Genomic DNA, 17,905 nt, shown 5'->3' with positions numbered 1-17,905 from the left:
GAGGGGCTCGATCTTCCGGAGGTGACGCTCGTCGCGGTCCTCGACGCCGACAAGGAGGGATTTCTCCGCTCGCGCACCTCCCTCATACAGACGGCGGGCCGCGCGGCCCGGCACCGGGAGGGGATGGTGATCTTCTACGCCGACAAGATGACCGGTTCGATGGAGCGCGCGATCGAGGAGACGAACCGGCGCAGGGAACGGCAGATCGCCTACAACGAGAAGCACGGGATCGTTCCGCGCTCGATCGAGAAGTCGATCGACGAGGTGCGGCTCTCCACCTCCGTGGCCGACGCGCGCCGGAGAGGCGTCGACGCGGATGAGCCCGTCGATCCCGACCGCCTCGACGATCCGGCGCTGCTTTGCCGTCTCGAGGAGGAGATGTGGCGGGAGTCGGAGGCGCTGAACTTCGAGAAGGCGGCGAGTCTCAGGGACCGGATCGAGGAGATCCGCCTGCGACTCGGCGAATACACGAAACGGGGGTACGATGGACAGGGAGTTACGCCGGCTCGTGGACGGGGCGCTCGCCGAGGACCGCGCTGACGCCGATGCGACGACGACCCTCCTCGTGGACGCCGGCGCCCGCGGGCTCGCGGTGATCACGGCGAAGGCGCCGGGCGTCATCTCGGGGCACCGGGCGGCGGAGGCCGTCTTCGCGCGTCTCGACGATTCCATCAGGTACCGTCGCGGCCGCGAGGACGGCGAACGGGTCGCCGCCGGCGACCGCACGGCGACGATCGAGGGGCCGCTCGCCCCGATCCTGGCGGGGGAGCGGACGGCGCTCAATTTCCTCGGCCGCCTCTCCGGCGTGGCCACCTTGACGAGCAGGTTCGCGGCGGCCGTCGACGGGACGGGAACGACGATCCTCGACACGCGGAAAACGACGCCGGGGTTGCGCCGGCTGGAGAAGGAAGCCGTCGTGCACGGCGGCGGGGCCAATCATCGCGCGAACCTCGCCGCGATGGTCCTCGTCAAGGAGAACCACATCGCCGCGGCCGGCGGGCTCGGCCTCGTGATCGCCCTGCTCAAGCCGGAAGAGCTCGCGGCCGCCGAGATCGAGGTGTCCTCCCTCGCCGAGCTCGCCGAGCTGCGGGAGGCGACGCCGTTCCGGGTCATGCTCGACAACTTCGATCCCGGTTCGATCGCCGCGGCGGTGCGCGAGGTGGAAAGCTGGCCCCGGAGGCCGGAGATAGAGGTCTCGGGCGGGATCACGCTCGAGAGCGTCGCCCGGTACGCGCTGCCCGGCGTCGATTTCATATCGGTCGGTTCGCTGACCTCCTCGGCCCCCTCGCTCGATCTCTCGCTCACACTGGAGGCGCGCTGATGGTGCCGTTGCCCGCCCCGGACCTGCACCCTGCGACGCTGCGCCGGCTTCTGGGCGAGTGCCGCCTGGGGCGCCCGGTCTGCCTCCTCGAGCAAACCAGTTCGACCAACGACGTCGCGGCAGCGGCCGCGGCGAAGGGCGCGCCCGAGGGCGCCCTCTTCGTCGCCGCAGGACAATCGGCGGGGCGCGGGCGTGCCGGACGCGGGTGGGTATCGCTCGAGGGCGGTCTCGCCTTCTCGCTCCTCCTCCGTCCCGCGCGGAATCCCGCCGGGCTGACCTGTCTTTTCGGCCTCGCCGCCGTCCGGGCGATCGACCGCTTCGCCGCGGGCGCGGGCGTGAAGTGGCCGAACGACGTCTGGATCGACGGCCTGAAGGCGGGGGGGATCCTCGCCGAGGCGAAGGGCGGGGCCGTGGTCGTCGGCATGGGGCTCGACGTGAACGAGACGCCGGCCGCGCTCGCGGCGGGCGTCGACGCGCCGGCCGTCTCCCTGCGCGTCGCTGCGAAACGAGTTTTTCACCGGGGAGAGGTTCTCGCCGCGATCCTGGACTCCTTCGGGGAAATCTACGACGCCTGGACGCGGGAGGGATTCGCCCCCGTCAGGGGCGCCTACGAGGAACGGATGCTCTGGCGGGGAGAGCGGGTGACCCTTCCGGACGGGCTTTCGGGACGCCTCGCCGGGGTCGACGACGCTGGATGCGCCGTGGTCGAGACGAACGGGGGGCGGCGGGTAATCGCCGCGGGGGACCTGTCGCTCCGGAAGGAGGAGCCGTGAGCCGGACATTGCTCATCGACCGGGGCAACCGTTCGCTGAAGGCCGCCCTCGTGCGGGAGGGGCACATCGTCGACCGGCGGGAGGGCGCCTCAAACGACGCGGCGATCGTGAAGTCGATGGCGGCGGCGGCCGACCGCGCCGTCCTCTCCTGCGTCGTCCCCGCCGCGCTCGCGGCCATCCGCGGGGCTCTCGCCGAGGCGGGTCTCCCCGTCGTCGAGGCGGGAGCGCAACGGCAACTCCCCTTCCCGCTGCTCGTCGAGCGTCCCGATCGCCTCGGCGCCGACCGCATCGCGGCCGCCTGCGGCGCGGCGGCGCTCGGCCTCGAGGAGGCGGTGATCGTCGACGCCGGCACGGCGGTCACCGTCGACTGCCTCTCGCGGCGCGGCTTTCTCGGCGGGACGATCTTTCCCGGCCCCGCGCTTCTTCTCTCCTCGCTCCACCGGGGGACGGGCGCCCTCCCCGAACTCGACACGATCGGACAGGACGCGCCCCTGCCCGGCCGCTCGACACGCGAGGCGATCGCCGCCGGCGTCCTCCGCGGGCTCGCCGCGGCCGTGCGGGGCCTCGTCGATGCGTCCCTCGCCGTCCTCGGCGACAACGTTCCCGTCCTTTTGACCGGCGGGGCGGCCGGCCCGGCCGGCGCCGGTCTCGGACCCGAAACACGGCGGGAGCCGGACCTCATCTTCCTCGGACTCGAGCTGATCGGCCAGATGAACGGCCCCGGCGCCTCAAACTGAATACGTCGAAAAACGGCGCAATCAAGAGATATATTACGATATCAAAAGTAATGTTCCGGAATTTACCCGGCATGCATGCCAGGTTTCTGCCGAGGTCCCGCCAGGCTCGTTGCATTTCAAGCGGCCGGCAAATATATTTGCATCTCACGGATGTAGCAGTCAATGTAGTGGAGTGCCAACTTCTTACTAAAGAAAGGGAAAGGGGGATCGCGATGAAGATCAAGCCGTTGGCCGATCGGGTTCTCGTCAAGCCTCTTGACCAGAAGGAGGTCAAGAAGGGCAATATCATCATTCCCGACACCGCCAAGGAGAAGCCCCAGGAGGGCGAGATCATCGCCGTGGGCAAGGGCCGTCTCAACGAGACGAACGGCGAGCGCATCGCGCTCGAGGTGAAGAAGGGCGACCGCGTCCTCTACGGCAAGTATTCCGGCACCGAGATCACCGTCGACGACGTCGAGTACCTGATTCTCAGGGAGAGCGACATCCTCGCCGTCCTCTAGCCGGCACAGGAAGGAGAGATACCGATGGCCAAGCAGATCAAATTCGATGTGGACGCCCGCGACCGGCTCAAGGCGGGCGTGGACATCCTCGCGAACGCGGTCAAGGTGACACTCGGTCCTCGCGGCCGGAACGTCATCCTCGACAAGAAATTCGGCTCACCCACGATCACCAACGACGGCGTGACGATCGCCAAGGAGATCGAACTGAAGGATCCGTGGGAGAACATGGGCGCGCAGATGGTCAAGGAAGTGGCCACGAAGACCCAGGACGTCGCCGGCGACGGCACGACGACCGCCACGATCCTCGCCCAGGCGATCATCAAGGAAGGCCTGAAGAACGTCACGGCCGGCGCCAACCCGATGTTCATCAAGAAGGGGATCCACAAGGCCGTCGATGCGGCCGTCGATTACATCAAGAAGCGCTCCCGCCAGGTCCGCAAGCGCGAGGAGATCGCTTCGGTCGCCACGATCTCGTCGAACAACGACAAGGAGATCGGCGAGCTGATCGCCGAGGCGATGGACGCGGTCGGCAAGGACGGCGTCATCACGGTCGACGAGGCGAAATCGATGGACACGAGCCTCGAGAAGGTCGAGGGGATGCAGTTCGACCGCGGCTACCTCAGCCCCTACTTCGTCACCGACGCCGAGCGGATGGAGACGATTCTCGAGGACGCCTACGTGCTCATCCACGACAAGAAGATCTCCGCGATGAAGGACCTCCTGCCCGTTCTCGAGAAGGTCGCGCAGCTCAACAAGCCGCTCCTGATCATCGCCGAGGACGTCGAGGGCGAGGCTCTCGCGACGCTCGTGGTCAACAAGCTCCGCGGGACCCTGCAGGTCGCCGCGGTGAAGGCCCCCGGCTTCGGCGATCGCCGCAAGGCGATGCTCGAGGACATCGCCGTCCTCACCGGCGGCCGCGTGGTCTCCGAGGAGACCGGCTTCAAGCTCGAGAACGCCGTCGTCACCGATCTCGGCCAGGCGAGGAAGATCACGATCGACAAGGAGAACACGACCGTCATCGAGGGGGCCGGCAAGGCCGCCAAGGTGAAGGAGCGCGTGAACCAGATCAAGGTGCAGATCGAGGACACCACCTCCGATTACGATCGCGAGAAGCTCCAGGAGCGGCTGGCGAAGCTGGCCGGCGGCGTCGCCGTCATCAAGGTCGGGGCCGCGACCGAGACCGAGATGAAGGAGAAGAAGGCGCGCGTCGAGGACGCCCTCGCCGCCACCCGCGCGGCCGTCGAGGAGGGCATCGTCCCCGGCGGCGGCATCACGCTGCTCCAGGCCGCAGACGCGATCGGCAAGCTCGAGCTCTCCGCCGAGGAGAAGATCGGGGCGACGATCGTCATGCGCGCCCTCGAGGAGCCCGTCAAGATGATCGCGGCCAACGCCGGGCAGGAAGGCTCGGTCGTGGTCGAGGCCCTCAAGAGGGAAAAGAACAAGGACGTCGGCTACAACGCCGCCGTCGGCGAATACATGAACATGCTCGAGGCCGGCATCGTCGATCCGACGAAGGTCGCGCGCAGCGCCCTGCAGAACGCCGCGAGCATCGCGGCCCTGCTGCTCACCACCGAGTGCATCATCACCGAGATCCCGGAGAAGGATTCGGCTCCGGAGATGCCCGGCGGCATGGGCGGCATGGGCGGCGGCATGGGTGGCATGTACTAGGCCGGCCGGCTCACCTACCGTCACACGGGGCGCCCGCGACGCGGGCGCCCCGTTCCGTATGGGTTCCCCCGGTCCGCCACCGCACAGAATTTTCTTGAATTTCCCGCCCCCCGTTACTATTTTATTGCCGGGTAAGGATTTATTTTCTGATGAAACGCAAGGCAAGGTAGAACACCGTATTTCCCTGGATAATCGGACGTTCGCACGATGACCCGGAGGTTTGCAGTGGCACGGTGGAAGACAGACCGGACCCGGTTCCTCATGATTCTCTCCGCGGCGGCGCTTTTCGTCGTCGCGAGCTGCAGCAGCGAAGACGACCCCAACGGTCCCGTCACCGGCGACGAGGTCGACGCGTTGACGATCATCTGCAACCCGCTCGCCCCGGCGCCCGGCGAACAGGCGCAGCTCACCGTCCAGGCGACCGGCCAGGCCTCCGGGACGTGGCCCACATACAACTGGACCGCCGAGGCGGGTTCGCTCATCGTCGCCGAGGGACTCTCGATCGGGTGGATCGCCCCGGACGACCCGGGGATCTACAATGTCCGTGTCGTGGCGAATCTCGCCGGGCAGACCGACACCGTGTCCCGGAAGATCATGGTCCGCCACTTCGAGTCGGTCGATTTCGATTTCACATCGGGCGGTCGCACCTATGCGGTCTCGGAAGCGTACGCCCCGACGATCGTCTCGACCGGCCTCACCTGCATCGCCACGGGCGAGAACTGGTACGGGACGCTCATCTCCTCCTGGCTCTACACGGGGCTCGTCAAGGGGACGTCGTCGGTCACCCCGAAGACCGGTTTCGCGGACTACTTCGGCGGCGACTTCATCGAGTTCTACGGCAATCCGAGAAACCAGATACTCACCTCGATGATGGTCAGCTCCTCCGGCTATTTCCGCCAGCAGCGGAAGGACGTGATCCTCTTCCCGCTCCTCTCCTTCGGATCGACGATCAACCTGAGCTACTCCGACGTCTCGGACGAGCCGATGAGCGGCGCGCCCCGCTCCCGGAGGAGTATCCACCAGTACCCGTCGGCGAGCACCGATTTCTCCATGGTCACGTGGCAGGAGGGACAGGTCGGCCTGGCCCAGGACGGCACCGAGGACCTCTTCAACATCGCGTTCTCGAACGCGTCGATGTGGAGCCAGGCGTGGAGCTACCCCAGCGGCTCGACGGATCCGCCGCCCCCGCTCTTCATGACCCTCACGACGAGCCTCGATTCCGCGACGGCGATCCTCGGTCCCGACACGGTCACGGTCTACGACTTCTTCCACAACAGCAATCCGCTGTTCACCCCGGACGACGCCAACATCCTCTACTTCGTCGACTCGACCGGCATCTACGAGCCGTGCATCATACCCATGGCCGGGAACGAGCCGGATACGACCCTTCGTCGCGCGATGATGATCGACGATGATCACGGCATCTTCTGGCAGGCCGGGGTCAGCGTCCGCGAGACGACGATCTTCCAGTGGAATCCGTCCAACAACCTGCTCGGATTCATAGACGGGTACGATCATCTCTGCTTCTTCGACTACACGACCGAGAGCGTGCAGATCGTCGACCAGGTGGGGAGCGTGTCCGAGTTCGCCTGGTCGCCGGACGGCACGCAGGCCGCGGTCGTCGGGGATGACGGCGTGTACATCGTTAATCTCTCCGGCATGGCGAGCCTCGTCTTCCAGGTGGAGATCCCCGGTGATGCCGTCTACGGCGTCTCCTGGTCGCTGGACCCGGCCTCTCCGCGTCTCGTGTTCAGGGTCACGAGGAAGGGAAAGACGGAGGTCGATTCCTTCTCGTCGATCGTGGAGTACGACTACGACGCGGACGAATGGTATTACGCGGCGCCGCGCGTCTCCTACTCCCGCGAGCCGGAGATCGACGATTACCGGTGGCTCCGCGCGACGTTCGACGCGGACGACGACGGCATCTACGCGCCTATCCCGGTGGGAGACGTGCCGGGCCGCTACGTGATCATCTATCACTCCTTCGCCGAGTGACGATCGCATGGCATCGAAACGGCTCGAGAAACTGCCGCCGTATCTCTTCGTCGAGATCGATCGCCTCAAGGAGTCGTACGCCCGGTCCGGGCGGACCGTTCTCGACCTGGGGATCGGCGATCCGGACCTCGGCGCGCCCCCCGCTCTCGTGCGTCTCCTGAAGACCGCCCTGGATCGGCGGGAATACCATCGATACCCGCACGACCGGGGGCTGCCGCTTCTCGTCGACGCGATCCGGCGCTGGGCCGGGCGCCGCCACGAAACGACCCTCGAACGCGAGGAAGTGCTCGTCACGATCGGTTCGAAGGAGGCGATCGGCCACCTGCCGCTCGCCGTCGTCGACGAGGGGGACGCCGTACTCGTGCCCGATCCGGGATACCCCGTCTACCATTCGTCGGCGGTCTTCGCCGGCGCCGAGAGCGTCCGCGTGCCGCTCGACCCCGCGAGGGGCTGGTGGCCCGATTTCGCGGCGATCGACGGTCCGCTGCGCGAGCGGGCGCGGCTCCTCTATCTCAACTATCCCAACAATCCGACGGCCGCGGTCGCCGGGCGGGAGCGGTTCGTCGAGGCGCTCGATTTCTGCCGGGATGCGGGAATCGTCCTCGTCAACGACGCCGCCTACGGCGAGATCACCTACGGAACGCCGGCGCAGCTCCTCTTTCCCCTCGCGCGGGAAACCGGCGTTCCCTACATCGAGTTCTTCTCCTTCTCGAAGACCTTCTCGATCACCGGCTGGCGCGTCGGTTTCGCCGTCGGCTCCCCGGAGATCGTATCCGCGCTCGCGCGCGTCAAGTCGAACATCGATTCGGGGGTCTTCGGCGCGATCCAGGAGGCCGCCGCGGTCGCGCTCGACGACTTCTTCGACGAACTCGTCGGCCGGGTGAGGGACGTCTACGCCGAGCGGCGGAACATCCTCGCAAGGAGCCTCGAGCGGTCGGGGCTCGAATTCGCGATGCCGCAGGCGACCTTCTATTTCTGGGTCCGAACCCCGGGCGGCGCCGACTCGATCGATTTCTGCCGGTCCCTGCTCGAGGAGCGGGGGATCGTCGCCACGCCGGGAGTCGGCTTCGGTCCCGGCGGCGAGGGCTTCTTCCGTCTCTCCATCACGACCGGCATCGAGACGATCCGCGAGGCGGGTCGCAAGCTCGAGGAAATCAGGCATTCAATGTAGCCAAGGAGGCCGCGGTGCTCGATGAAAAGATCACGCTCAGGGGAATCACGGTGTTCGGGTATTACGGCGTCTCACCGATGGAACGGGAGATCGGACAGAAGCTCGAGATCGACGTGGAATTCCACCACGATTTCACGAAGGCGGTCGAGACCGACGCCCTCGAGGACACGATAAACTACGAACGGGTCTACGCCCGTGTCATGGACACCGTCGAGAACAACCGTTTCAACCTCCTCGAGACGCTCGGGGACCGTATCTGCGGGGACATCATCGAGCGGTTCCCCGCCGTGACGGCGGTGACGGCGACGGTCCGCAAGCTCACCCTGCCCTTCCCGAACAACATGTCGCACGTCGAGGTCGTCGTCGAACGCCATGCCGACTGAGATAATCGTCGCCTTTTCCATCGGATCCAATATCGGGGCCCGCGAGGAGCGCGTCCTCGAGGGGGCGGCGCGTCTCGGCCGTACTCCCGGCCTGCGGGAACTCGAACTCGGCGTTCTCTACGAGACGCGGCCCGTCGGGCGGGGCTATGGCCGTTCCTTCGTCAATACCGCCTGCATCGCCCGGACGGCGCTCGAACCCCGGGCCCTGCTCGGGCGGTGCGAGGAGATCGAGCGTCTTGCCGGACGCGCGGCGAAGGGCCGTGGCGCCGACCGGACCCTCGATATCGATCTCCTTCTCTACGGCTCTCTCCTTCTCGACGAGCCGGGGCTCGTCCTCCCGCATCCGCGCCTGGCCGAGCGGCTCTTCGTCCTCGTGCCCCTCGCCGGCATCGCCCCCGACCTGCCCGTTCCCCCCGGGGGGGAGACGGTCTCGGCGCTCGCCTCGCGACTCGAGGACCCCGACTGGGGCCGGATCGTGTCCCGCCGGTTCGGCGCGTCGAGAACCCCTTGAGCGACAAACAGTTCAGTTGATATTGACACGCCCCCCCTTTTTCACTACCGTAGGGGCCATGGACGGTTTCCGGGATACGCTTCTGGCCGGCGACATCCGGCATATCGCCATCGAGGGGAATATCGGCGCGGGAAAGACGACGCTCGCCCGGCTCGTCGCCGAGGCGTCCGGCGCCCGGCTCTTCCTCGAGGAGGTCGACGACAACCCCTTCATCGAGCGGTATTACGGGGACATGCAGGAGTACGCCTTCCAGGCGCAGATCTTCTTTCTCCTCAATCGGTACCGGCAGCAGCAGGAGATCGCCCAGCGCGACCTCTTCAGCGGTCTCCTCGTCACCGACTACCTCTTCGCCAAGGACAAGATCTACGCGCATGCCGTCCTCGAGGACGACGAACTGGTCCTCTACAACCGCCTGCACTCGATGCTCGAGGAACGGATCATCACCCCCGATCTCGTCATCTACCTCCAGGCGGACCCCGCCGTCCTCCTCAACCGGATCCACAAGCGCGGCCGCCGTTTCGAGCGGCAGATCGGGGCGGATTACCTGGGCACGCTCAACGAGGCCTTCAACCACTTCTTCTTCCACTACGACGAATCCCCGCTGCTGATCGTGAACACCGACCAACTCGATTTCGCGTCGCGCCGGGAGCACCTCGACGACCTTCTCTCGAGGATCGCCGAGCCATTCGACGGAACGAGCTACTACGTGCCGACATGGGAGACCGGCTCGCCATGAGAAAGAAGATCACCAAACAGACGATTCTGAAGATGAAGAAACGGGGCGAGCGGATCGCGGCGCTCACGTCCTACGATTTCCTCTCTACGCGGATCGTCGACGAGAGCGGCGTCGATCTCATCCTCGTCGGGGATTCCCTCGGCATGGTGATCATGGGATACGACAACACGCTCCCGGTGACCATGGAGGAGATCATCCACCACCTCAAGGCGGTCACGCGCGCGCGGCCGGCCGCCCTCGTCGCCGGGGACATGCCCTTCATGTCCTACCAGGCGAGCGTCGAGGACGCGGTCCGCAACGCCGGCCGCCTCGTCAAGGAGGGGGGCGCGGAGAGCGTGAAGCTGGAGGGGGGCGAGCGCTACGTTCCCGTGATCGAGGCGATCGTCCAGGCCTCGATCCCCGTCATGGGCCATCTCGGCCTCACGCCCCAGTCGCTGCATCAGATCGGCGGATACCGCGTCCAGGGGAAGGACGCCGCCGCCGCCGAGGTCCTGCTATCCGACGCGCGCGCCCTGGAGCGGGCCGGCGTCTTCGCGATCGTCCTCGAGTGCATTCCCTGGCCCCTCGCGCGGCGGATCACCGAGGCGGTCGAGATCCCGACGATCGGTATCGGCGCCGGGCCCCACTGCGACGGCCAGGTCCTCGTGATGCAGGACATGCTCGGCGTCGGCGACGGGCCGATGCCCCGATTCGTGAAAGCCTACGAAAAACTCGGGGAGCGGATGCGCGAGGCGATCGGCGCCTACGTCGGCGAGGTCAAGGACGGCACCTTCCCCGGCGTGGAGCACAGCTACTCGGCCGGCGGGAAGAACGGACGAAACGATGGAGACGGTACGAACGCCGGCTGAAGTCCGCGCACTGGTGCTCGTGGCGAAGAAACGCGAGGCGCGCGTCGGGTTCGTCCCGACGATGGGGGCGCTCCACGAGGGGCACGCGAGCCTCGTCGGCATGGCGCGCGAGCGGACCGATTTCGTCGTCGCGTCGATCTTCGTCAATCCGAAGCAGTTCGGGCCGACCGAGGATCTCGGACGCTACCCGCGCACCCTCGACGCCGACCTGTCGATGCTCCGCGATCTCGGCTGCGATCTCGCCTTCACGCCGGCGGATCGCGATCTCTACTCCCGCGACGACCGGACGCGCATCGCCATCAGGGACCTGGCCGACGGGCTCTGCGGCCGCTTTCGGCCGGGGCATTTCGACGGCGTGCTCCTCGTCGTGGCCAAGCTCTTCAACATCGTCCTGCCCGACGAGGCCTTCTTCGGGCAGAAGGACGCGCAGCAGGCGGTCGTCATACAGCGGATGGCGGCCGATCTCGACATGCCCGTGCGGATCGTGCTCGGCCGGACGGTCCGCGAGGCGGACGGCCTCGCGTTGAGCTCGCGCAACCGGTACCTCGACGCCGACCGGCGCCGGCGCGCCGCCGGGATGTGGCGATCCCTCGACCGCGCGCGGGCGCTCGTCGTCGGGGGGGAGCGCGACGCCGATCGCCTCCGCCGCCTGGTTCGCGAGGGGATGGAGGAGGCCGGTTTCGCCGTCGAGTACGCCGATGTCGTCGACGGGGCGTCCCTGCGGCCGATCGGGAAGGTCGAGGGCGTCGTGCTCATCGCCGCCGCCGGCCGGCTCGGAGAGACGAGACTCATCGACAACGTCGCGTTGCGCGTCGAGGGGGAGCGCGTGGAGGAGACGCTCCTCGAGTTCCCGGAATGGAGCAGGTATCATGGCGGTTGACGGTCGCACGGCGGCCCTCGTCCTCGCGGCGGGGGAGGGTACGCGCATGCAATCCGATATGGCGAAGGTGCTGCACACGCTGTGCGGAAAGCCGATGATCCGCTGGGTCGTCGAGGCGGTGCGCCGTCTCGGGCCGGAGCGGATCGTCGTGATCGTGGGACACCAGGCGGACCGCGTGCAGGCCGAGATGGCCGGCGAGGGGCTCGAGTTCGTGCTGCAGTTGGAGCGTCTCGGCACCGGGCACGCCGCGATGCAGGCCGAGCCGGCCCTCGGACGCTTCGGGGGGACGATCCTCGTTCTGAACGGCGACACGCCGCTCCTCACGAGCGGCACCCTCGGCCGGTTCGTCGAGGCCCACCACCGGGCGGGCGCCGTCGCGACGGTTCTCACGGCCGAGCTCGACGACCCGGGCGGCTACGGGCGGATCATCCGCGACGAAACCGACGGGTTTTTGCGTATCGTCGAGCATCGGGACGCGACGGAGGAGGAGCGCCGGACGCGCGAGATCAACAGCGGCATATTCTGTTTCGAGGCGCCGGATTTCTTTCCCGCGCTCGGCCGTCTCGAGCGGAAAAACGTCCAGGGGGAATACTACATCACCGACGTGATGGAGATCCTCAGGCGGGACGGCGCCGTGGTCGGGGCCTTCCGCTGCGACCAGCGCGAGGAGGTCCTCGGCATCAACACGATCGAACAGCTGCGGGCCGCCGAAAAACTGAAGGAGAACGATGGATAGGGTATACGCGCCCTGGCGGAGCAGGTATTTCACCATGCAGGCGCAGGAGGGCTGCCTCTTCTGCGGCATCCAGAAGGAGACAAACGACGCGGCGGTCGGCATCCTCGCCCGCGGCGAGCACTGGTTCGTCATCCTCAACGCCTTCCCGTACACGAACGGGCATATCATGGTCGTCGCCCGGCGGCATATCGAGCGGATCGGGGAGATCGATCGGGCGGCGGGCGCGGAGCTCCTGTCGATGCTGGCGGCGGCGGAGCGGGCGATCGACGAGGCGTACCGGCCGGACGGGATGAACGTCGGCGTCAACCGCGGGCCCAGCGCCGGCGCCGGTATCGCCGGCCACCTGCATTTCCATCTCGTGCCGCGGTGGCGCGGCGATACGAATTTCATGACGACGCTGGCCGATACGCGTGTCGTTTCGGAGGATCTCGGTGAATCCTGGCGCCGTCTCAAGCCCTTCTTCGAGCGCTGAGGAGGGCACGTGGCGGCGGCGAAGCGGAAGAAGAAGACGAAACGCCCCGTGGCGGGCAAGAGGCTGCGGACGGCGATCGTCCTTTCGATCGTGCTTGCCATCGCCCTGTCGCTCGTCGTACGGTGGGCGCTCGACCCGCCGCAGCGGGTTCGGCGCGTCGTCAGGGTCGAGGTGCTGAACGGCACGGAGCGGGTCGGCCTCGCCAAGCGGGTGAGAAACCGGCTGATCGCCGGGGGCGTCGACGTCCTGCGGTACGACAACGCCGGCCGCCAGGATTTCGAGCATACGCTGATCCTCGACCGCGGAGGCGGCCCGGACGCGACCGCGGAGCTCGCGCGGATCACCGGTTGCCGACGGGTCCTGATCCAGGAACTGGAGGACGCGGCCTTCGACGCGACGCTGATCATCGGAAAGGACATCGACCGGCTGCCGATCGGCCGCGACGAACGGTAGCGGGGCACACGGAGAGGAGGTCGCGGATGCCGTCGAAACGACGGGTGACCATCGTCGCGCTCGTTTTCTTTCTCGGCGTGATCGTCGGAAGCGTCGTGGGCGAGATCATCGGCCTGCTACTGCCCGACGGCAACGTCTTCAGGGATCTGTTCGTCTCGGGCAAGGAATTCGTCGTGGGGCCGGGGACCGTCGACCTGATCGTCCTCACCTTCACCGTCGGTTTCTCGATCAAGGTGAATCTCGTGAGCGTGCTGGCGATCGTGCTCGTCGGGGTGCTGCTCAGGATGTACGTCTAGGACAGGAGGGGGGTGTATGAACGTTCAAACGCTGTTCGACGGATCGACGCGGTTCCTTCTCATCGGGCCGCTCGGCTGGTCCGAGCTCCTGATCATCCTCTTTCTCGTCCTGCTCTTCTTCGGCCCCCGGCGCCTGCCGGAGGTGGCCGAGGCGATCGGACGGTCGATCCGCAGGTTCAAGAAGGCCTCACGGGAGATCAGGGACGAGATCGAGGCCCCGGACACGACCGACGAGGGCGAGGACAAGCGCGGCTAGTCAGTCGATGATCTCCTCGCGAAGATCCTCAACCTCGGCGTTCGCTCGCACCTTCTCGTACCAGTTGGCGAGGAAGCGTCTCGTCATCTCGGTTCGCGCCTGCTGAAGCAGCAGGGGACGGCGGTCGGCGAATATCTCGGCGGCCGGTTCGTCACGCTCGGTCACGACGATCAGGTAATACGCGTCCGATCCGGTGATCGGCGGGCTCAGCTCGCCGACGGCCAGCGTGTGGGCGGCCGTCGCGAAGGCCGTGTTCGCGCCGATCCCCGGCACCGCGTCATCCCGGCGGAAACGGGGCGTCTCGAGCATCTCGAACGAGCGGGAGAGCGCAGCCGATTCGAGATCGCCGCTCGTGGCGGCCTCGCGGCGGATCTCCGCGGCCGTCTCCCGGGCCGCGGCGCGGCGCCGGTCGAGAAGGATGCGCTCCGCGACGGTCTCGCGGACCTCGTCGAGCGGTTTCCGTCCCTCGGGAATCTCCTCGAGTATCTTCACGAAGCGGACCATGTCCTCAGATTCGATCGTCGAGGATATCTGGCCGGCGCGGTGATTGAAGGCGAAGTTGATGATCCTCGGGTTATACCCGATGCCGGGGATGAAGGCCTGCCGGGCGATGGGCTCGGGCTCGTCGTACTGGAGGCCGCGGGCCTCGGCGGTCTCCCGGAATCCCCTGTCCTTGATCTCCTCGATCACGTCCCGGAGGACCGTCCGGAGGGAGTCGATCGTGTCGTAGCCGGGCTCGACCTCCATGAGGATGTGGCGGACGTGGACCTGCTCGACGCCGTCGACGGTGTCCCGCTCCTCCATCTTGACGAGGTGGTAGCCGAAGGGCGTCCTGACCGGTTCCGAGACCTCGCCGGGCTCGAGGGCGAAGGCCGTCTCGGTGAACGTCGAGTCCATGCTCCCCCGGGAGAAGAATCCCAGGTCTCCGCCCTTCTCGGCGGTCATGTAGTCGTCGGACCAGTTCCTGGCCGCCTCGGCGAAATCCTCCCCGGCCATGATCTCGCCACGGATTTCCTCGAGGCGGCCGCGGACGTCCTCCTCGTCGAGCTCGGAGGGGGCCTTCTCGATCCCGATCACCGCGATGCGGCGACGCTCGGGCACGACGAACTCGTCGGCGATCTCGTCGTAGCGGGCGCGGATCTCCGCGTCGGTCGGCGCCGGTCCCTCGTCGATGTCCGCCCATGGAACGCGCACGTAGCGCGCCTTCACCACGAGCGAGTCGCGCAGGAACCGGTCGTAGAGCTCGCGGTCGGGCACGTGCACCTGGGCCATCAGCATGCTTTCGAGCTTGAACTCGGGAAGGATCGAGCGCGCCCAGTTCTCGAGCTGCGTCCAGTCGGCGGAGGGGTCGCCCAGGGCGGCGAGGTAGGCCTGGTAGTCGAAGTTGCCGTTGTCGTCGACGAAGACGCTCTGCAGGGACGGGTGGGGATTGCGCCGGATGAAGGAGACGAGCTCGTCGTCGCCGATCGTGATCCCGGTCTTCTCGATCTCGCTGGCGATGAGGTACTTCTGGACGGTCGTCTCCCACGCCTGTTCCTGGACCATCCGGTATTCCATGTCGCTCATGCGGTAGTCCTCGCCGCGCTGCTGCTTCACGCCGTTCAGCAGCTCGGTGGCCACCTGCGCGTAGGCCTGGCGGGGGATCCGTTCGCCGTTGACGATGCCTGCCACCTCGGGGTCGGCCTCGGTCCGGTCGCCGGTCCGCAGGTCCATGCCCCAGACGGCGAAGATGGAAATGACGAATGCGACGACGACGATCCAGAGGAATACCTTCGTTCTTTCCCTCAACTGCTTCAGCATGTCTGCACGTTCCTTTTTCGTGTGTCGGGATCGATCGGTTCCGTCGAAAAAACAGAGTTTAAGTTAGCACACGACGTGCCGGCGTGCAAACGTTTTAAGAGCCGTTGACAGGGCGCGTCGCCCGGTGGTAACGTGCCCACGACATGAAGGGAACACTCCTCCGCTGCGCGCTGATCGCGGCGCTGACCGCCTCCGCTGCGCGCGCCGAAGTCTATCTCTGGCCCCTGCACGGTCCCCGCCGGCTCTCCTCGAGCTTCGGCGAGTATCGCGGCGGCCATTATCACGCCGGGATCGATCTGCGCACCGGTGGGCGGATCGGGCTGCCCTGCCGGGCGATCGGGGACGGCTGGGTCTCAAGGCTCCGCATCGGCCCCGCCGGGTACGGGAAGGCGCTCTACCTGCGACTCGACGACGGGCGAACCGCCGTCTACGCCCATGTCGAGGGATTCACGCGCTCTCTCGATTCGCTCGCGTTCGACCGCCGTCTGGATTCGGGCTCCTCGTGGTGCGACATCAGGCTGACGCGCGGGCGCTGGCGCGTTGCCGCGGGTGACACGATCTGCTGGTCGGGCGCCTCGGGGACGAGCGCGCCGCACCTCCACTTCGAGATGCGCGACGAGCGGGGGCGGCCCTTCGACCCCCTCGACGGGCTCTTCGCCGTTCCCGACGAGAGCGCGCCGATCTTCTCCGGCCTGCGGGCGATTCCCGCCAGCCGGGGCGGCCGGGTCTCGGGACGCCTGCTTCCCGCCGAACGGCTCTTCCGCGCCACCAGGTCGGGGTTCGTTCTCCCCGACACGCTTTATGCCGACGGTGCGATCGGATTCGCCGTATCCGTCTGGGACGAGCAGGGATACGGGCGATACGCGATGGCTCCGTCCCGGATCGAGCTTCTCGTCGACGGCGAACGGGTCTACCTGATCGAGAACCGAAGCTTCTCCTACGACCAGTCGGGGGAGATCGTCTTCGAGACGGACGCGCGCGGAGAAGGGCCGGCAAACCGGTACACCGCGCTGTTCCGCCGCCCGGGCAACACCCGGGAGGACCGCTCGGGTCCGGGTATCGTCCGGCGGCCCGGGGAGCCGGGCGGGGGACGGGCGCTCGCCGCCGGTCTCCATCGCGGGGCGATCGTGGCGACGGACGCGGCGGGCAACGAATCGCGCGCCGCCTTCGTCTTCGGCCTGCACGACGCTCCCGTCGTCGAGGAGACGCGGCGTCTCGAGTCGGGGACGGGCGTGGTCGTCGCCGCGGCCGATCCGGACGGCGGAGCGGTCGCCGGCCGGCTGTGGGGACGGGCGGGAGAGAATCCGTGGCGGCCGATTTCGTTGTCGCCGATCGGGCGGGCGCTGCGCGGCGACGCGGCGCCGGGGGAGGATCTCTTCCGCTTCGAGGCGCGCGACGACGAGGGCGAGGTCGTGACGGCGTGGTTCGCCTCGCCGCCGGCGCGCGGGGAGGCGGAGATGGCCTTCTGCGAGCTCGTCTGCGTGCCGGCGGAGCACGGCCTCGTCGTGCGTGGGATCCTCGATGCGGTTCCCGCGGAGCCGCCGCGGATGCGTCTCGGCCGGCGCAAACCGGCGGCGGTCGCCTGCGCACGGGAACGCGAGTGCGAGGCGTTCTTTCCCCACGACGCCGTCTCTGGCGAAACGGTCCTCTTCGCCCTGGACGGACGCGACCGGCGCGGATACCCGGTCGAGGGACGGAAGGCGGCCCGGATCCTGCGGCTCGGCGCCGCCGATGAGCCTCGTTTCGACGCGGGCGACGGGCTGATCGTCGAGCTGCGCGCGGAACGCGCCTTCGACACGACGCTCGTCGCCGTCGCCGAGGAACCGCTTCCGGGGCCGCCTCCCCCGGGCCTCCGCCCGGTCGGCCGGCCATTCGCGCTCGATTTCCTGCCCTGGCGCGTCGGCCGTCTGCGCCTCCTCTGCGAGGCGGGAGAGGCAACGGGGCTCTTCCGGTGGGACGAGCGGCGCGGCTGGCGCTGCAACGGCGTCCCCGCGCGCGAGGAGGGACGCGTCGACGTCGACGAGCCGGGCGTCTACGCCTTCTTCCTCGACGGGCTGCCTCCCGAGGTGCGGTTCGTGGCGCGGGAGGAGCGCCCGGCGGCGAGCGGTTTCTACCGCTCGAGGGCCCTCTACGTCGAGGTGGATGAGACCGGCAGCGGCATCGATCCCTGGTCCGCCGCCGTGACGCTCGACAACCGGCCGGCCGTCTGCGAGTGGGACGGGATACGAAAGCGCCTCTACGTGCTTGTTCCCGCCGGGCGGCCTGGCGGAGCACTGGTCGTCGGCGTGGAGATCAGCGACCGGGCGGGAAACCGGAGCGCCGGCGAGTTCGGGCTGACGCTCGAGGAGACCGCGGAAGGGGAGCGGTGA

20 protein-coding genes are annotated in these 17,905 nt (G+C 67.7%); 19 read left to right on the top strand and 1 reads right to left on the bottom strand.

Annotated elements, in window-relative coordinates:
* The 18 genes from JW876_12315 to JW876_12230 form a co-directional block, all read left to right on the top strand.
* The coding region (locus JW876_12315) for a UvrB/UvrC motif-containing protein (GenBank protein MBN1886292.1) at nucleotides 1–540 on the top strand (540 nt) is incomplete at its 5' end.
* Nucleotides 485–1,321, top strand: a complete 837-nt coding sequence (gene nadC, locus JW876_12310) for a carboxylating nicotinate-nucleotide diphosphorylase (GenBank protein MBN1886291.1) — start codon at nucleotides 485–487, stop codon at nucleotides 1,319–1,321. The genes JW876_12315 and nadC, both read left to right, overlap by 56 nt.
* Nucleotides 1,321–2,094: a biotin--[acetyl-CoA-carboxylase] ligase gene (locus tag JW876_12305; protein ID MBN1886290.1), complete on the top strand. Its 774-nt coding sequence runs from the start codon at nucleotides 1,321–1,323 to the stop codon at nucleotides 2,092–2,094. Before nadC ends, JW876_12305 begins: the two co-directional genes overlap by 1 nt.
* Nucleotides 2,091–2,831, top strand: coding sequence for a type III pantothenate kinase (locus JW876_12300; GenBank protein MBN1886289.1), 741 nt, complete (start codon nucleotides 2,091–2,093; stop codon nucleotides 2,829–2,831). The genes JW876_12305 and JW876_12300 overlap by 4 nt, the downstream gene beginning before the upstream one ends.
* Before the next feature lie 212 nt (nucleotides 2,832–3,043).
* Nucleotides 3,044–3,331: a co-chaperone GroES gene (gene groES, locus JW876_12295; protein MBN1886288.1), complete on the top strand. Its 288-nt coding sequence runs from the start codon at nucleotides 3,044–3,046 to the stop codon at nucleotides 3,329–3,331.
* Between the two features lie 24 nt (nucleotides 3,332–3,355).
* Nucleotides 3,356–4,999, top strand: a complete 1,644-nt coding sequence (gene groL, locus JW876_12290; protein MBN1886287.1) for a chaperonin GroEL — start codon at nucleotides 3,356–3,358, stop codon at nucleotides 4,997–4,999.
* A 225-nt stretch (nucleotides 5,000–5,224) separates the two neighbouring features.
* Nucleotides 5,225–6,994, top strand: coding sequence for a hypothetical protein (locus tag JW876_12285; protein MBN1886286.1), 1,770 nt, complete (start codon nucleotides 5,225–5,227; stop codon nucleotides 6,992–6,994).
* Between the two features lie 7 nt (nucleotides 6,995–7,001).
* On the top strand, nucleotides 7,002–8,165 hold the full coding sequence (locus JW876_12280; GenBank protein MBN1886285.1) for an aminotransferase class I/II-fold pyridoxal phosphate-dependent enzyme: 1,164 nt from the start codon (nucleotides 7,002–7,004) through the stop codon (nucleotides 8,163–8,165).
* 14 nt (nucleotides 8,166–8,179) lie between these two features.
* A complete protein-coding gene (gene folB / locus JW876_12275; GenBank protein MBN1886284.1) occupies nucleotides 8,180–8,548 on the top strand; it encodes a dihydroneopterin aldolase in 369 nt (122 codons plus the stop codon).
* Nucleotides 8,538–9,059: a 2-amino-4-hydroxy-6-hydroxymethyldihydropteridine diphosphokinase gene (gene folK, locus JW876_12270; protein MBN1886283.1), complete on the top strand. Its 522-nt coding sequence runs from the start codon at nucleotides 8,538–8,540 to the stop codon at nucleotides 9,057–9,059. Before folB ends, folK begins: the two co-directional genes overlap by 11 nt.
* Nucleotides 9,060–9,117: 58 nt before the next feature.
* Nucleotides 9,118–9,795, top strand: a complete 678-nt coding sequence (locus JW876_12265) for a deoxynucleoside kinase (protein ID MBN1886282.1) — start codon at nucleotides 9,118–9,120, stop codon at nucleotides 9,793–9,795.
* The gene (gene panB / locus JW876_12260) at nucleotides 9,792–10,643 is read left to right on the top strand and encodes a 3-methyl-2-oxobutanoate hydroxymethyltransferase (protein MBN1886281.1); all 852 of its coding nucleotides are present in this window, start codon (nucleotides 9,792–9,794) and stop codon (nucleotides 10,641–10,643) included. Before JW876_12265 ends, panB begins: the two co-directional genes overlap by 4 nt.
* Entirely contained in the window at nucleotides 10,618–11,523 is a 906-nt protein-coding gene (locus tag JW876_12255; protein MBN1886280.1) for a pantoate--beta-alanine ligase, read from the top strand. The genes panB and JW876_12255 overlap by 26 nt, the downstream gene beginning before the upstream one ends.
* Nucleotides 11,513–12,259, top strand: a complete 747-nt coding sequence (locus JW876_12250; GenBank protein MBN1886279.1) for an NTP transferase domain-containing protein — start codon at nucleotides 11,513–11,515, stop codon at nucleotides 12,257–12,259. Before JW876_12255 ends, JW876_12250 begins: the two co-directional genes overlap by 11 nt.
* Nucleotides 12,252–12,731 (top strand): HIT domain-containing protein, encoded by a 480-nt coding sequence (locus JW876_12245; GenBank protein MBN1886278.1) that lies wholly within the window; start codon nucleotides 12,252–12,254, stop codon nucleotides 12,729–12,731. Before JW876_12250 ends, JW876_12245 begins: the two co-directional genes overlap by 8 nt.
* Before the next feature lie 9 nt (nucleotides 12,732–12,740).
* Nucleotides 12,741–13,184: a LytR C-terminal domain-containing protein gene (locus tag JW876_12240; GenBank protein MBN1886277.1), complete on the top strand. Its 444-nt coding sequence runs from the start codon at nucleotides 12,741–12,743 to the stop codon at nucleotides 13,182–13,184.
* 26 nt (nucleotides 13,185–13,210) lie between these two features.
* The gene (locus JW876_12235; protein ID MBN1886276.1) at nucleotides 13,211–13,480 is read left to right on the top strand and encodes a DUF4321 domain-containing protein; all 270 of its coding nucleotides are present in this window, start codon (nucleotides 13,211–13,213) and stop codon (nucleotides 13,478–13,480) included.
* 16 nt (nucleotides 13,481–13,496) lie between these two features.
* On the top strand, nucleotides 13,497–13,736 hold the full coding sequence (locus JW876_12230; protein MBN1886275.1) for a twin-arginine translocase TatA/TatE family subunit: 240 nt from the start codon (nucleotides 13,497–13,499) through the stop codon (nucleotides 13,734–13,736).
* On the opposite strand, the gene JW876_12225 is transcribed toward JW876_12230, so the two are convergent.
* On the bottom strand, nucleotides 13,737–15,536 hold the full coding sequence (locus tag JW876_12225) for a peptidylprolyl isomerase (protein ID MBN1886274.1): 1,800 nt from the start codon (nucleotides 15,534–15,536) through the stop codon (nucleotides 13,737–13,739).
* Nucleotides 15,537–15,679: 143 nt separating this feature from the next.
* Here JW876_12225 and JW876_12220 point away from each other — a divergent pair, with 143 nt between their 5' ends.
* Nucleotides 15,680–17,905: a M23 family metallopeptidase gene (locus JW876_12220; protein MBN1886273.1), complete on the top strand. Its 2,226-nt coding sequence runs from the start codon at nucleotides 15,680–15,682 to the stop codon at nucleotides 17,903–17,905.

The organism is Candidatus Krumholzibacteriota bacterium (assembly GCA_016931295.1).
Taxonomy (GTDB): domain Bacteria; phylum Krumholzibacteriota; class Krumholzibacteriia; order Krumholzibacteriales; family Krumholzibacteriaceae; genus JAFGEZ01.
Note: the sequence above shows the minus strand (reverse complement) of the source record. Positions and strands in the feature narration are given on the sequence as shown.

Excerpts from the sequence above, each read along its gene's own strand:
- JW876_12230 (MBN1886275.1), top strand. The coding sequence starts at position 13,497 with ATGAACGTTCAAACGCTGTTCGACGGATCGACGCGGTTCCTTCTCATC.
- JW876_12250 (MBN1886279.1), top strand. The coding sequence starts at position 11,513 with ATGGCGGTTGACGGTCGCACGGCGGCCCTCGTCCTCGCGGCGGGGGAG.
- JW876_12220 (MBN1886273.1), top strand. The coding sequence starts at position 15,680 with ATGAAGGGAACACTCCTCCGCTGCGCGCTGATCGCGGCGCTGACCGCC.
- panB (MBN1886281.1), top strand. The coding sequence starts at position 9,792 with ATGAGAAAGAAGATCACCAAACAGACGATTCTGAAGATGAAGAAACGG.
- JW876_12235 (MBN1886276.1), top strand. The coding sequence starts at position 13,211 with ATGCCGTCGAAACGACGGGTGACCATCGTCGCGCTCGTTTTCTTTCTC.
- JW876_12225 (MBN1886274.1), bottom strand. The coding sequence starts at position 15,536 with ATGCTGAAGCAGTTGAGGGAAAGAACGAAGGTATTCCTCTGGATCGTC.
- JW876_12280 (MBN1886285.1), top strand. The coding sequence starts at position 7,002 with ATGGCATCGAAACGGCTCGAGAAACTGCCGCCGTATCTCTTCGTCGAG.
- JW876_12245 (MBN1886278.1), top strand. The coding sequence starts at position 12,252 with ATGGATAGGGTATACGCGCCCTGGCGGAGCAGGTATTTCACCATGCAG.
- groES (MBN1886288.1), top strand. The coding sequence starts at position 3,044 with ATGAAGATCAAGCCGTTGGCCGATCGGGTTCTCGTCAAGCCTCTTGAC.
- JW876_12305 (MBN1886290.1), top strand. The coding sequence starts at position 1,321 with ATGGTGCCGTTGCCCGCCCCGGACCTGCACCCTGCGACGCTGCGCCGG.
- nadC (MBN1886291.1), top strand. The coding sequence starts at position 485 with ATGGACAGGGAGTTACGCCGGCTCGTGGACGGGGCGCTCGCCGAGGAC.
- JW876_12255 (MBN1886280.1), top strand. The coding sequence starts at position 10,618 with ATGGAGACGGTACGAACGCCGGCTGAAGTCCGCGCACTGGTGCTCGTG.
- groL (MBN1886287.1), top strand. The coding sequence starts at position 3,356 with ATGGCCAAGCAGATCAAATTCGATGTGGACGCCCGCGACCGGCTCAAG.
- folK (MBN1886283.1), top strand. The coding sequence starts at position 8,538 with ATGCCGACTGAGATAATCGTCGCCTTTTCCATCGGATCCAATATCGGG.
- JW876_12265 (MBN1886282.1), top strand. The coding sequence starts at position 9,118 with ATGGACGGTTTCCGGGATACGCTTCTGGCCGGCGACATCCGGCATATC.